This is a genomic window from Streptomyces sp. NPDC059718, from assembly GCF_042733315.1.
Taxonomy (GTDB): domain Bacteria; phylum Actinomycetota; class Actinomycetes; order Streptomycetales; family Streptomycetaceae; genus Actinacidiphila.
This window is the reverse complement of sequence record NZ_JBHWGA010000009.1, coordinates 222,305-234,207: the sequence shown is the minus strand read 5'-3', so window position 1 is coordinate 234,207 and position 11,903 is coordinate 222,305. Positions and strand designations below refer to the sequence as shown.

At 73.7% G+C, this 11,903-nt stretch carries 16 protein-coding genes and 1 riboswitch; of the genes, 5 read left to right on the top strand and 11 right to left on the bottom strand.

The features are described from left to right. Positions 1-43: 43 nt before the first annotated feature. Both ACFV3E_RS13640 and ACFV3E_RS13635 read right to left on the bottom strand, forming a co-directional pair. Positions 44-1,642 (bottom strand): alpha/beta hydrolase, encoded by a 1,599-nt coding sequence (locus tag ACFV3E_RS13640; RefSeq protein WP_500534862.1) that lies wholly within the window; start codon positions 1,640-1,642, stop codon positions 44-46. 106 nt (positions 1,643-1,748) lie between these two features. Continuing rightward, on the bottom strand, positions 1,749-2,540 hold the full coding sequence (locus tag ACFV3E_RS13635; protein WP_500534852.1) for a CTP synthase C-terminal region-related (seleno)protein: 792 nt from the start codon (positions 2,538-2,540) through the stop codon (positions 1,749-1,751). Between the two features lie 78 nt (positions 2,541-2,618). Here ACFV3E_RS13635 and ACFV3E_RS13630 point away from each other — a divergent pair, with 78 nt between their 5' ends. Then, a complete protein-coding gene (locus ACFV3E_RS13630) occupies positions 2,619-3,512 on the top strand; it encodes a LysR family transcriptional regulator (protein WP_500534851.1) in 894 nt (297 codons plus the stop codon). A 276-nt stretch (positions 3,513-3,788) separates the two neighbouring features. Then, on the top strand, positions 3,789-4,100 hold the full coding sequence (locus ACFV3E_RS13625) for an antibiotic biosynthesis monooxygenase family protein (RefSeq protein ID WP_499510349.1): 312 nt from the start codon (positions 3,789-3,791) through the stop codon (positions 4,098-4,100). A gap of 60 nt (positions 4,101-4,160) precedes the next feature. Here ACFV3E_RS13625 and ACFV3E_RS13620 read toward each other — a convergent pair whose 3' ends face one another. The 9 genes from ACFV3E_RS13620 to ACFV3E_RS13580 form a co-directional block, all read right to left on the bottom strand. After that, a complete protein-coding gene (locus tag ACFV3E_RS13620; RefSeq protein WP_499510350.1) occupies positions 4,161-4,604 on the bottom strand; it encodes a type II toxin-antitoxin system PemK/MazF family toxin in 444 nt (147 codons plus the stop codon). Further along, a complete protein-coding gene (locus ACFV3E_RS13615; RefSeq protein ID WP_500534850.1) occupies positions 4,601-5,362 on the bottom strand; it encodes an urease accessory protein UreD in 762 nt (253 codons plus the stop codon). The genes ACFV3E_RS13620 and ACFV3E_RS13615 overlap by 4 nt, the downstream gene beginning before the upstream one ends. Next, positions 5,359-6,054: an urease accessory protein UreG gene (gene ureG / locus ACFV3E_RS13610; RefSeq protein WP_500534849.1), complete on the bottom strand. Its 696-nt coding sequence runs from the start codon at positions 6,052-6,054 to the stop codon at positions 5,359-5,361. Before ureG ends, ACFV3E_RS13615 begins: the two co-directional genes overlap by 4 nt. An 11-nt stretch (positions 6,055-6,065) precedes the next feature. Next, positions 6,066-6,740, bottom strand: a complete 675-nt coding sequence (locus ACFV3E_RS13605) for an urease accessory protein UreF (protein ID WP_500534848.1) — start codon at positions 6,738-6,740, stop codon at positions 6,066-6,068. Positions 6,741-6,756: 16 nt separating this feature from the next. Continuing rightward, positions 6,757-8,478: an urease subunit alpha gene (locus ACFV3E_RS13600; RefSeq protein ID WP_500534847.1), complete on the bottom strand. Its 1,722-nt coding sequence runs from the start codon at positions 8,476-8,478 to the stop codon at positions 6,757-6,759. Then, positions 8,471-8,782: an urease subunit beta gene (locus ACFV3E_RS13595; protein ID WP_499510355.1), complete on the bottom strand. Its 312-nt coding sequence runs from the start codon at positions 8,780-8,782 to the stop codon at positions 8,471-8,473. The genes ACFV3E_RS13600 and ACFV3E_RS13595 overlap by 8 nt, the downstream gene beginning before the upstream one ends. 10 nt (positions 8,783-8,792) lie before the next feature. Then, complete coding sequence (locus ACFV3E_RS13590) at positions 8,793-9,095, bottom strand: urease subunit gamma (RefSeq protein ID WP_499510356.1); 303 nt, start codon at positions 9,093-9,095, stop codon at positions 8,793-8,795. Between the two features lie 115 nt (positions 9,096-9,210). After that, positions 9,211-9,390 carry a hypothetical protein gene (locus ACFV3E_RS13585; protein WP_500534846.1) on the bottom strand — a complete coding sequence of 60 codons (180 nt, stop codon included), beginning with the start codon at positions 9,388-9,390 and terminating at the stop codon, positions 9,211-9,213. 123 nt (positions 9,391-9,513) lie between these two features. Beyond that, positions 9,514-9,807, bottom strand: a complete 294-nt coding sequence (locus ACFV3E_RS13580) for a type II toxin-antitoxin system Phd/YefM family antitoxin (RefSeq protein ID WP_500370990.1) — start codon at positions 9,805-9,807, stop codon at positions 9,514-9,516. An 84-nt stretch (positions 9,808-9,891) separates the two neighbouring features. On the opposite strand from ACFV3E_RS13580, the gene ACFV3E_RS13575 reads away from it, so the two are divergent. From ACFV3E_RS13575 to ACFV3E_RS13565, 3 genes are all read left to right on the top strand, one after another. After that, positions 9,892-10,533, top strand: coding sequence for an ATP-dependent Clp protease proteolytic subunit (locus ACFV3E_RS13575; RefSeq protein ID WP_500534845.1), 642 nt, complete (start codon positions 9,892-9,894; stop codon positions 10,531-10,533). Positions 10,534-10,539: 6 nt separating this feature from the next. Further along, positions 10,540-10,842: a hypothetical protein gene (locus ACFV3E_RS13570; protein WP_500534844.1), complete on the top strand. Its 303-nt coding sequence runs from the start codon at positions 10,540-10,542 to the stop codon at positions 10,840-10,842. A 348-nt stretch (positions 10,843-11,190) separates the two neighbouring features. After that, positions 11,191-11,350: riboswitch (cyclic di-AMP (ydaO/yuaA leader) on the top strand. A 3-nt stretch (positions 11,351-11,353) separates the two neighbouring features. Beyond that, entirely contained in the window at positions 11,354-11,827 is a 474-nt protein-coding gene (locus ACFV3E_RS13565; protein ID WP_500331259.1) for a C40 family peptidase, read from the top strand. Positions 11,828-11,903 lie beyond the last annotated feature (76 nt).

Genomic DNA, 11,903 nt, shown 5'->3' with positions numbered 1-11,903 from the left:
CCTGTGGGCGCCGCGGGGCCGTCCGCCTGTGTACCGCGGAGGGTCAGCTCGTGGGCGGCACCGGCGTGGCGTGCGGGGCGCACGTCACGTCGGACCGGTCGAGCCCGCCCGTCACGAAGTAGCCGGTGACCCGGTCGTTGATGCAGGGGTTGACCAGGCCGGTGACGCCGTGCGAACCGGCGCCCTTCTCGGTGATCATGAGCGAGCCCTTGAGCCGCTTGTGCAGCTCCACGGCGCCGGTGTACGGCGTCGCCGCGTCACGGGTGCTCTGGACGATCATGACGCGCGGCAGGCCGTGGCCGGTCCGCACCTCCACGGGGTTCTGCTGCGGGACGCCCCAGGTGGCGCACGGCAGGTTCATCCACGCGTTGGACCAGGTCAGGAACGGGTACTTGGCGTGCAGCCGGGTGTTGTCGCGGTCCCAGGTGCGCCAGTCACGGGGCCACTTGGCGTCGGTGCACTCAACCGCCGTGTAGACCGCGTTGCCGTTCTCCGAGGCGATGTTGCCCGCGGTGTCCGACAGGTCGGGCGCCGCGGCGTCGACCAGCGCCTGGGTGTCACCCGCGAGGTAGGCGCTCCAGATCCCGGCCACGGCCGCCCACGACGAGTCGTAGTACGGCGCGCTCTGGAAGAGGCCGAGCAGTTCGGCCGGGCCCACGACCCCGCCGATGGGGTGCGCCTTGGCGGCGGCCCGCAACTGTTCCCACTTCGCCTGGACCTTCGCCGGGGTGTTGCCGATGTGGTAGACGGAGTCGTACCTGGCGACCCAGGCCTTCCAGTCGTTCCAGCGGCCCTCGAAGGCGACGTCCTGGTCGAGGTTGTTCTGGTACCAGATCTGGTCGCGGTCTGGGTTGACGACGCTGTCGACGACCATGCGGCGCACGTGCGACGGGAAGAGCGTGGCGTAGACGGCGCCGAGGTAGGTGCCGTAGGACACGCCGAGGTAGTTGAGCTTCCGCTCGCCGAGGGCGGCACGGATGACGTCGAGGTCGCGGGCGGTGTTGGCCGTCGTCATCTGCGCGAGCACGGCGGCGCCGGTGCGCTCCTTGCAGCCCTGCGCGTACTCGGCGGCCAGCTTGCGCTGCGCCCGCTTGTCGGCCTCGTCGTCCGGGACCGGGTCGGCCTTGGGGGCCTTCACGAACTCCTGCGGGTCGGCGCAGGAGATGGGCGCCGAGTGGCCGACGCCGCGCGGGTCGAATCCGACGAAGTCGTAGGCCTTGGCGGTCGCCGCCCAGATCGGGTTCTTGGTCGTCACGCGGAGCGGGAACCGCATGCCGGAACCACCGGGGCCGCCCGGGTTGTAGATGAGGGCGCCCTGGCGCTCGGCGGCGGTGCCGGTGCTGCCGATGCGGTCCACGGCGATCTTGATCGTCTTGCCGGAGGGCTTGGCGTAGTCGACCGGCACGGTCACCCAGCCGCACTGGACGGGGTTCGCGATGCCCCAGTCGGCCGGGCACGCGGCCCAGTCGATGCCCTTCTTCGCGGCGTGCGCGGCGGCGATCCGTACGCCGCGGGCCTCGGCGGCGCCGCTGTGTCCGTGGTCCTTCGGCGCGCTGCGGGCGACCGCGGTCTGCGGTGCCGCCGTGGCGACGGTGCCGGCTATCAGGGCCGCGGTCAGCCCGAGCACGGCCGTGCGTCTCACCATGAACTCCCCCTGCTGTTGGTGCCGCTTGTGGCGGCCTGAACGCAACTGCAGGGGGATCCTTTCGTCCCGGAGGCCCCGGGGAGAAGATCTTATGAGTGTTTCTTTACCAACGCATAAGACGGGAGCGCCGGTTGGCGGCGTGCTCCACGGCCGCCTCGGCGAGGCCCCTGACGAAGGGATGGGGTACGGAGCCGTCGCCGGCCAGCTCCGGCTGGAAGAGGCTCGCCAGGTAGAAGGGGTGGCCGGGGAGTTCGGCGACGCGGGGTTCACCGTCGGGGTCGTGGCCGGTGAACCGCAGACCGTGCGCGGTCAGGTCGTCGAGCCGGCCGCGGTCGAGGCCGAACGCGCAGTGGTAGCGCTCGACGGTCTCCGCCGCGCCGAGCAGGCGGCGGGCGCGGGAGCCGGGGGCGAGCCGGAGGGCGCCCTCGTGGCCGACGAGCGAGCAGGCGAGCGGCACGATGAGGGCGCCGTCCCCGGCGGCGGGGTCGTTCTCGGCGTGACGGGCGCCGCTGTCGCCGCAGACGTTCCGGGCGAACTCCAGCAGCGCGTGCTGGAAGCCCGCGCAGGTACCGAGGAAGGGGATGCCGCGCTCCCGCGCGGTGCGGACCGCGGCGAGGGCGCCCGGCTCGCTGCGGTACGGGCTGCCGGGCACCGTCCACACCGCGTCGAAGCCGTCGACCGCGGACTCCCCCGCCGCCGCGGCCTCCTCGGCGTCCTCGGTGGGGATCCAGCAGGCGTCCAGGACCAGGCCGTCGCGCTCGCGGAGCGCGTCGAGCAGGCGCGGGATCCGGCGGTGGGAACGGACGGACTCGGAGCGGTCCCCGACCAGGGCGAGGCGGGCGGTGGGCGTGGCGGTGGTGGCCGCGGCCGGGGGGCCGCCGGTTGCTTCGGTCATGGTCCGCATCCTCCGGCCCGGCCCGGCATCACGTCCAACGATGATGTGCGGACCGGCGATAAGGGATACTGATGGGCCATGGATCCGCACCTGCTGCGCACGTTCGCCGCCGTGGCCCGCCACGCGTCCTTCTCGGCCGCCGCGCGCGAACTGGGCTACACCCAGTCCGCGGTCTCCCAGCACATCGCCGCGCTGGAGGCGGATCTCGGCGTGGACCTGCTGGGCAGGCGGCCGGTGGTGCCGACGGAGGCGGGGACCCGGCTGCTGGAGCACACCGAGCCGCTGCTGCTGCGGCTCGCGGCGGCACGCGCCGAGGTCGTGCGCGCGGCCCGCTCCCCCTCCTCCCGGGTCGTGGCCGGGGCCTCGCCCCTGGCGGCCGGTGCCCGGACGGCGAGGGCCCTGGCACGGCTGCGGGAACTGCGCCCGCGCGCCCGGGTGACGCTGCGGGTGCTGGACCGCGCGGAGGTCGTCGCCGGGGTGGCGGCGGGAGAGCTCGACGTCGGGCTGGTCGACGGCGCGGCGGCGCCCAGCGATCCGCTGCGGCTGCCCGAGGCCGGCCCGCTGCACGCGGTGCGCTGCGCCGAGGAGGACCTGACGGTGGTCCTGGCGGAGGATCATCCGCTGGCCCGCCGGCGGGGAGTGCGGCTGACGGACCTCGCGGACGCCCTGTGGGTGGACGCGCCGGCCGCCGCGCTGCCACCGGCGCTGCTGCATCCGGCGGCGGCCGGTGAGGGCTTCCGGGCGGGGGTGCGGCACGAGGGGCCCGAGGTCCGGACGGTGCTGGAACTCGTCAGGTCGGGGCTCGGTCTGGCGCTGCTGCCGCGTTCCGCGGCCGAGGGGGCGGCCGGCGTCGCCGTGGTGCCGCTCACCGCGCCGCGGCTGGTCCACCGTACGGAGGTGCTGCACCGCGGCGGCGCGGCCGGGGCGGCGGCGGTGCTGACCGGCCTGCTGACCGGGGCCCCCGTCCCGTAGCGGCTGATGGGGCTCACCCGTTCGGCCCAGCGCCTTTTGCCCCGCCCAGGTGGCGGCCGCACAGTCGAGGGACGGCGGTAACTGGGCGCCCCATCCCCCCGGGATGGACGAGGCGGTCCCCCGGGCGACCGTCCCGGGACCCGTGCTCGACGGCCCCTGCCACGCGACTCCCGCGCCGCCCCGTGCGATCGAGCGGCCCGCCCGGGCCCCACGCCACCGTCCTGAGCGCGGCTGCGGCGTGCGCACGGTCCTCGCGCCCCCAAGGATCGAGGTCCCATGGACAGCACACCGAAGACACGCGTCGTTCTGCGGATTCGGCTTCACGAGGGCAAGGGGGATCAGTATGCGGCGGCATACGACCTCGTGCACCAAGGCATCGTCTCGGCGGACGGCTTCATCAGCTCGCAGCTGTGCCGGTCCCACGCGGACCCGGACAGCTGGATCGTGACCAGCGAGTGGCGGTCGCTCGACCAGTACCTCGCGTACTTGGCGAGCGAGGACTTCAAGGCGCGGCGGGTCGGGCTGCGCGAGTGCATCGTGGAGCACGAGTCGACGCAGTACGCGGTCGTCGCCGACGTGAAGCCGTGACGCCGTGAAGGCCCCGGCCCCGGGGGCGGTAGCCGCCCCCGGGGCCGTTGCGCGTGCGCGTCAGCGCCAGCGGTACAGCTCCTTGAGCCGGTTCACGACGATGTTGAAGCGGCCCCGGTCCAGCGCGCAGGCCTCGCGGCGCATGCCGTCGGGGTGGACGCGCAGCACGCGGTCGACGTTCACCCAGGACGGGCGGCCGGACTTGTCCCACGGGCCGGAGCCGATGGCGACCCACTCGCGGTCGTCGTTGTGCTCCTTGCTGGACAGCTGCACGGCGAGCAGCGTGTCGGTCCGCTCCCGCGCGACGACGAGGACCGGGCGGTCCTTGCCGCGGCCGTCGTTCTCCTCGTAGGGCACCCACGTCCAGACGATCTCGCCCGGGTCGGGGTCGCCGTCGTGGGCGGGTGCGTACTCGGTGCGGACGGGGCCGACCTGCTCCGGCTGGGCCTCGGTGGTCGCGCTGGGGCCGTAGCGGCCCGGATTCTCGGTGTCTATCGACGTCACGGGGCCACGCTAGCCGACAGGATGCGGCGCAGGCACAGCCCGTCCGGGGCGAGGGCGGTCAGCAGCGCGGCGGGACCGGCGAGCGGGGTCAGCACGGCCTCGCCCCGTTCGGCGTCCCGCACCGGCACCCGTGCCTCCACCGGCTTGTCCGTGAACGCGGGGTCCACGACCAGCAGTTGGCCCGCCGCCCGGTGCGTGTGCAGGACGGCGGGTCCGGCCCAGCCCGCCGCGCCCGGCCCGAAGTAGAGCTCCTGGTCCAGCAGCGGACGGCCGCCGATCCGTACCGTGAGGCGGGTGGTGAGCCGGCCCGGCCGCTCCCCCGCCCGGCCGAGGATCTGCTCCTCGCGCAGCACGAGGCGGGCGCCCGGGGCGAGTTCGGCCGTCGTGGTCATGAGCAGGTCGCTGCCCTCCGCGGCGATCAGCGGCTCCGGCAGCCAGTGCAGCACGGCGTCCTCGCCGACGGTGAGCCGTACGTCGTACCGCGCCTGCTCCCCGCTCCGGCCGGGCAGCGACACGGTCGCCGCCGCCGCGTCCACGTGGAGCACGGCGCCGGGCCGGGCGGTGACGTGCACGGCCAGCCGGTCGCCGCCGAGCGGCGCGCTCATGGCGCCGACGACCGTCACCCGGGCCGCCCGTTCGTCGGCGGAGCGCGTACGGCGCAGCGCGAGCGGCCCCTCGCCGGTGAGTTCGGGCAGCGCCGTGCCGCCGCGGCCGTCCGGGACGGCGGTGATCCGGGCGGTGGCGTGGACGCCGCTCACGCGGGGACCGCTGCCCAGGCCGCCAGCCGCGTACGGATCCACTCGGCGACGGGGGCGACGCCGTTCTCGGCGACGAGGGAGGTGAAGACCACCGGCAGGTCGCCGCGCTGCCGCTTCGCGTCGCGCGCCATGCGGCCGAGGTCCGAGCCGACGTACGGGGCGAGGTCGGTCTTGTTGACGACCAGCAGGTCCGCGGTGGTGACCCCGGGGCCGCCCTTGCGCGGGATGTCGTCGCCGCCGGCCACGTCGATCACGAAGACCTGTGCGTCGACCAGGCCCTTGGAGAAGGTGGCGGTGAGGTTGTCGCCGCCGGACTCCACCAGGACGAGGTCGAGCGGCCCGACGGAGTCCTCCAGGTCCTCGACGGCCTCGAGGTTGGCCGAGATGTCGTCGCGGATCGCGGTGTGCGGGCACGCGCCGGTCTCCACCGCGGCGATCCGCTCGGGCGGCAGGACGGCTTTGCGCAGCAGGAAGTCGGCGTCCTCGCGGGTGTAGATGTCGTTGGTGACGACGGCGATGGACAACTCCTCGCGCAGCGCGCGGCACAGCGCGGCGACGGTGGCGGTCTTGCCCGAGCCGACCGGACCGCCGAGGCCGATGCGCAGGGCGCGCGGGCTCCCGTCGGGGCGGGCCGTGGGGGTGGCCCAGGTGTGCCGTTGCGGGAAGACGGTGTGGTCGTGGTCGAGGTGCATGAGGGGTCCCCCTAGGAGGCGAAGAGGCGGACGGGCCATCCGGCGTGGGCCTCGGCGTACACGTCGAGCAGGGGCGCGGAAGCGGCCGGCAGGGCATCGGTGCCCTCGGTGAGGCAGCGGTGGGCGGCGTCGGCGGCCCGGGCGGCGACCTCGTCCAGGTCCGGGGCGAGCCGGGCCAGGACGGCGGTCACCGCGAACGGGTCGAGGCTCAGCAGGCGTACGGCGGCGGTGGCCGGGCCGGTCACGGCCTCGTACGCCGCCGCGTGGGCGGCGTCCAGCGGGCTGAGCCCGGCGGCCCGGGCCGTCACGCCGAGCACGACGGGCTGGTGGGCCCCCCGCGGCCGGGCGGCGGCGAGCGCGTCGAGCGCGGGTGACGGCCAGGCGGCGCGGGCGGCCCGCGTCATCTGGCGGCCGAGGCGGCGGGCGGTCTGCCGCAGCGCGGGCGAGGGGGTACGGGCGTCGGCGGCCTCGTCCAGCACGAGCGGGTCGGCGCCCGCGGCGGCCGCGGCGGCGAGCGCCGCGGCCACCAGGCCCGTGGTGTGCAGCCTGCCCCGGCAGAACTCCTCGAGCGTGCCGGGGCCGGTGATCCGGCCCGCCGTGACGGCCGCCTCGGCCCCTCCGGAGTGGGCGTGGCCCCCGGCGGGGAAGCGGCCGTCGGCGAGCAGCAGCAGCGCGGCGCGGTTCATCGTCCCCCTGCTCCGTTCAGAACAGGAAGTACCGCTGGGCCATGGGGAGTTCCACGGCCGGGGCGGGTTCGACGACGTCTCCGTCGATGCGGACGGTGAAGGTGTCGGGGTCGACCTCGACGCGCGGCATGGCGTCGTTCTCGCGCATGTCCGCCTTGGTGACGCGCCGGGTGTCGCGGATCGGGAGGAACTGCTTGCCGAGGGCCAGGCGTTCGGCGAGGCCGTCCTCGAGGGCGGTGTGCGTCACGAAGGTGAAGGAGTTGGCGGCGGGAGCGGCGCCGATCGCGCCGAACATCGGGCGCGGCAGGACCGGCTGCGGGGTCGGGATGGAGGCGTTGGCGTCGCCCATCTGCGCGTAGGCGATCTGGCCGCCCTTGAGCACGAGGTGCGGTTTGACGCCGAAGAACGCCGGGTCCCACAGCACCAGGTCGGCGAGCTTGCCGCTCTCGACCGAGCCGATCTCGCCGTCGAGGCCCTGGGCGACGGCGGGGTTGATGGTGTACTTGGCGACATATCGACGTGCGCGCAGGTTGTCGGCCCGTCCGTCGCCGGGCAGGGCGCCGCGCCGCCGCTTCATGACGTGCGCGGTCTGCCAGGTGCGCAGGACGACCTCGCCGACCCGCCCCATGGCCTGCGAGTCCGAGGAGATGATCGAGATCGCCCCCAGGTCGTGCAGGACGTCCTCGGCCGCGATCGTGCCGGGCCTGATCCGCGACTCGGCGAAGGCGAGGTCCTCGGGCACGGAGGGGTTGAGGTGGTGGCAGACCATCAGCATGTCGAGGTGCTCCTCGACGGTGTTGACGGTGTGCGGCCGGGTCGGGTTGGTCGAGGACGGCAGGACGTTGGGGTGGGCGACGACGGTCATGATGTCCGGCGCGTGCCCGCCGCCCGCGCCCTCGGTGTGGTACGCGTGGATGCCCCGGCCGGCGATGGCGGCGAGGGTGTCCTCGACGAAACCGGCCTCGTTGAGGGTGTCGGTGTGGACGGCGAGCTGGGCGCCGGTCGCCTCGCACACCGTCAGGCACGCGTCGATGGCGGCCGGGGTGGCGCCCCAGTCTTCATGGATCTTGAAGCCGACGGCCCCGCCCCGCAACTGGGAGAGCATCGCCTCGTGGGAGACGGTGTTGCCCTTGCCGAGCAGGCCGATGTTGACCGGGTAGTGCTCCAGCGCCGCGAACATCCGCGCCAGGTGCCAGGGCCCCGGCGTGATGGTGGTGGCCTTGGTGCCCTCGGCGGGACCGGTGCCGCCGCCGACGAGCGTGGTGATGCCGGAGGCCAGCGCCTCGTCCACGATCGTCGGGGAGATGAAGTGGACGTGCGCGTCGACGGCCCCGGCGCTGACGATCCTGCCGTTGCCGGCGATGACCTCGGTCTCGGGTCCGATGACGAGGTCCGGGTGGACGCCGTCCATGGTCTCGGGGTTGCCGGCCTTGCCCAGCGCCGCGATCCGCCCGTCGCGGATGCCGATGTCGGCCTTGACCACGCCCCAGTGGTCCAGGACGACGGCGCCGGTGATCACCGTGTCGGGGGTGCCCTCGGCCCGGGTGGCGCGGGCCTGCCCCATCGACTCGCGGATCACCTTGCCGCCGCCGAAGACGACCTCGTCGCCGGAGCCGTCGGCGCCGCCCGACAGGTCCCGCTCGACCTCGATCAGCAGGTCGGTGTCGGCGAGCCGTATACGGTCCCCGGTGGTCGGCCCGAACAGGTCGGCGTAGACGGCACGCGGGAGCTCAGCCATCGAGAGCACCTCCGGTCTCTCCGCGCAGCCCCGCCACGATCCGCGCGCCGCCCAGCGGCACGAGCTCGACCTCGACGGGGATGCCGGGCTCGAAGCGCACGGCCGTCCCGGCGGCGACAGCCAGGCGCTTGCCGCGGGCGGCGGCGCGGTCGAAGACGAGACCCGGGTTGGCCTCGGCGAAGTGGTAGTGGGAACCGACCTGGACCGGCCGGTCGGCGGAGTTGAGCACGGTCAGCCGGGTGACCGGCTTGCCCGCGTTGAGCACGACGGGCTCGCCCGCGTGGAGGATCTCCCCTGGAATCACGCGGCGCCCCCTAGACGATCGGCTCGTGGACGGTGACGAGCTTCGTGCCGTCCGGGAAGGTGGCCTCGACCTGGACGTCGTGGATCATCTCGGGCACGCCCTCCATGACGTCGTCCCTGGTGAGCACCTTGCGGCCGGAGGCCATGAGTTCGGCGACGCTGCGGCCGTCCCGGGCGCCCTCGAGGAGGTGCGAGGTGATCAGGGCGATGGCCTCCGGGTGATTGAGCCTCAGGCCCCTGGCCCGCCGCCTCTCCGCCACGTCCGCGGCGACATGGACGAGCAGGCGTTCCTGCTCGTGGGGGGTCAGTTGCATGGCCACACCTCGCAGTCGTCCCGGGTGAACGGACCCGCGGGGGCGTCCCCGGCCGGCGGATCCGCTCTGCCGTTGTCCGGCAGCCGCAGGCTAGTTCGGCGGCGTTTCGTCCGCGTTAACTCCCGGGCTCCGGGGTGAAGCCGGCGAGCGCGCGTGGGAGCGGGGTGCGGGCGACCTCGTCGTGCTCGGCGTCCTCCGGCAGCATGCCACGGCGTTTCGGCTCCTCCGCGTACGACACGAGTCCGGCGACCACCCGGGCGCACCCCCGCCCCGGCCGCCCGGCGAGCCTGCGCACGGCCCTCTCCGGGAGGGCGGCGGATCGGCCCCCACAGATCCGCGCTGTGGGCTTTCGCCTGGTCCGCGGCCGCCACGGCGCAGAGCCGCCCGGGGGCCGTGCGCGCCCGCCGCCACGAGCCGCTCAGGCCCCGTCGTGGTGGGCGTCCGTCGTACCGCGGTGCTCCGCGGCGATGCCGAACCGGCGGCGTTCGCCCGTGGCGGACACCGCCCCGCGCACCGAGGAGACCGTACTGACCACCGCCTCCTCGGGAGCGGCATCCAGTTCTTGGAGTCGTTGCAGGTCAGCGGCGGACACCAGGGCGACGAGCGGCTTGCCGTGACGCGTCACGACCACCCGCTCACCGCCGTAGACGACGCGGTTGATCAGTTCCGCCAGCTCCGCACGCGCTTGTGTCACCGGGACTTCGTGGGCCATGCTCCCCATCATAACGAGATGTACGTCCTGTACATTTTTTACAGCGACGGGCACCCCTGCCCGGGTGCCCACGGAGGTGCAGCGATGCTTCGACCGACCGCCCGCCACGTCCTGCCCGAGTTCACCGAGCGCACCAGCGAGGGCGTCCGGACCATGGACCCGTACTCCAAGCTGCTCCAGGAGCGGATCGTCCTGCTCGGGACACCCATCGACGACATCTCGGCGAACGACGTGATGGCACAGCTCATCCACCTGGAGGCCGCCGCCCCGGAGCAGGACATCTCGCTCTACATCAACTCTCCCGGCGGGTCCTTCACCGCGATGACCGCGATCTACGACACCATGCAGTTCGTCAGCTGCGACGTGTCGACGGTGTGCGTCGGCCAGGCGGCCTCGGCGGCGGCCGTCCTGCTCGCCGCCGGAGCGCCCGGCAAACGGCTGATGACCCCCGGCGCGCGGGTGCTGATCCACCAGCCCTCGTTCGCGGAGGTGATCCAGGGCACCACCGCGGACCTGGAGATCCAGGCCCGGGAACTGCTCCGCCGTCGGGAGCAGTTGGAGGAGCTGCTGGTACGCCACACCGGCCAGGCACCGGAGCGGATCGGGGCCGACATCGAACGCGACACCATTTTTGACGCCCCGTCGGCCCTCGCCTACGGCCTGGTGGACCGGCTGACGCTGAGCCGCAAGGACGGCGCCGGCCGCGCCCCGCGCGCCCTGCGGTGACCGGCCGTGGTGCCCGAACTGCCCCCGCTCCCCGCACTGACGCGGGCCGAGGGCGAGCTGATCGACACCTATCTGGAGGTCGTGGACCTGCTGGGCAGGATCAACCCGTCCCGCTCCCGGGACACCTACGGGGCGCTGCGCGCCGCGCAGGCCCTGGTGGGGAGGGCGACGGAGCTGCGTGACGCGCTGACGCTGATGCACATGCGCGGGGAGAGCGAGGTGCACACGGCGACGATGGAACGGGCGCTGCGGGTGCTGGACGGCGAACGGCGCACCGGGCAGGTCACCTTGCCGCCGCAGCCCCGCTGACGGAGCGTCACGACACACTGCTCCGTTCGGGCGGCGCGAACTCGAACCGAATGGACTCGCCCGATCGTTGTATCTGCCGTGGACGGCCGAGTGGCCCCGAGTTGCACGATATGGCCGCACACATCCGGAATCTGACGCTCCATCCCTGGTGTTCGACTCCTTTCCAGTCGTCGGTCCGGGTCCCGTGTCGCGGAGTCCACCCAAATAGGTGAGTCGTGAACAGACTCACATTCGACCGGTTGCGCTGGGAATCGGCCGCTTCGGTGGGTGATCATCCCTTCGACGACAAGCCCCCGTCATCCCGGCGGGGCGGTCCGCGCGGACGCCGAATCCTGCCGCCGCGCGGATGCCAGGTCGACGACGACTCATCGGCAGGAGCGGAGGACCCGAGCAGTACGGGTCCGGCGCCGGTCGCCGGACCCTTGGGGTGAAGCCGCAGCCGCGGCCGGGCATCTTCGCCTGCCCGAACCCGACAGGTCATCCTTCGCAGGCGGACGACGAAGGGTTGCGCATGAGTGCGCCAACAGCCATGTCCGGGGTCCTGTGCCGGCTCGGAGCCGTCTCCGCCCTCACGGCGGCCGCCGTGGCCGGTCCCGCCGTACTGCCGGAGCTCGCCCAGCAGGCAGACGCGGCGGCGGTCTCCGCCAAGGCGCTGAAGATCGCGGCGTCCAAGAGGGGCGCGCCGTACCAGTACGGGGCCGCCGGCCCCGGCAGGTTCGACTGCTCCGGGCTCACCTTCTACTCCTTCAAGAAGGCGGGCAAGAAGCTCCCCCGCACCGCGGGCGCCCAGTACAACAGCGTCCGGCACATCCGGAAGTCCTCACGGACCCGTGGTGACCTGGTCTTCTTCCACTACGGGAGCAACGTGTACCACGTGGGGATGTACGCCGGGCACGGGAAGATCTGGCACTCCCCCAAACCCGGCGGGCGGGTGCGGCTGGAGAAGATCTGGAGCCGCAGCGTCTGGTACGGCCGGGTGAAGTGACCCCGGTCCCGGGGGGCGGGGGGCTGCGGGTGGGGGGGGAGCCCGGCACCCAGCGACAGTGGACAACAAATAGGGA

Bases quoted from the DNA above. Each gene is read 5' to 3' on its own strand.
- ACFV3E_RS13605 (WP_500534848.1), bottom strand. From the start codon at position 6,740: ATGAACCGCGCCGCGCTGCTGCTGCTCGCCGACGGCCGCTTCCCCGCC.
- ureG (WP_500534849.1), bottom strand. From the start codon at position 6,054: ATGCACCTCGACCACGACCACACCGTCTTCCCGCAACGGCACACCTGG.
- ACFV3E_RS13600 (WP_500534847.1), bottom strand. From the start codon at position 8,478: ATGGCTGAGCTCCCGCGTGCCGTCTACGCCGACCTGTTCGGGCCGACC.
- ACFV3E_RS13590 (WP_499510356.1), bottom strand. From the start codon at position 9,095: ATGCAACTGACCCCCCACGAGCAGGAACGCCTGCTCGTCCATGTCGCC.
- ACFV3E_RS13565 (WP_500331259.1), top strand. From the start codon at position 11,354: ATGAGTGCGCCAACAGCCATGTCCGGGGTCCTGTGCCGGCTCGGAGCC.
- ACFV3E_RS13630 (WP_500534851.1), top strand. From the start codon at position 2,619: ATGGATCCGCACCTGCTGCGCACGTTCGCCGCCGTGGCCCGCCACGCG.
- ACFV3E_RS13635 (WP_500534852.1), bottom strand. From the start codon at position 2,540: ATGACCGAAGCAACCGGCGGCCCCCCGGCCGCGGCCACCACCGCCACG.
- ACFV3E_RS13580 (WP_500370990.1), bottom strand. From the start codon at position 9,807: ATGGCCCACGAAGTCCCGGTGACACAAGCGCGTGCGGAGCTGGCGGAA.
- ACFV3E_RS13625 (WP_499510349.1), top strand. From the start codon at position 3,789: ATGGACAGCACACCGAAGACACGCGTCGTTCTGCGGATTCGGCTTCAC.
- ACFV3E_RS13575 (WP_500534845.1), top strand. From the start codon at position 9,892: ATGCTTCGACCGACCGCCCGCCACGTCCTGCCCGAGTTCACCGAGCGC.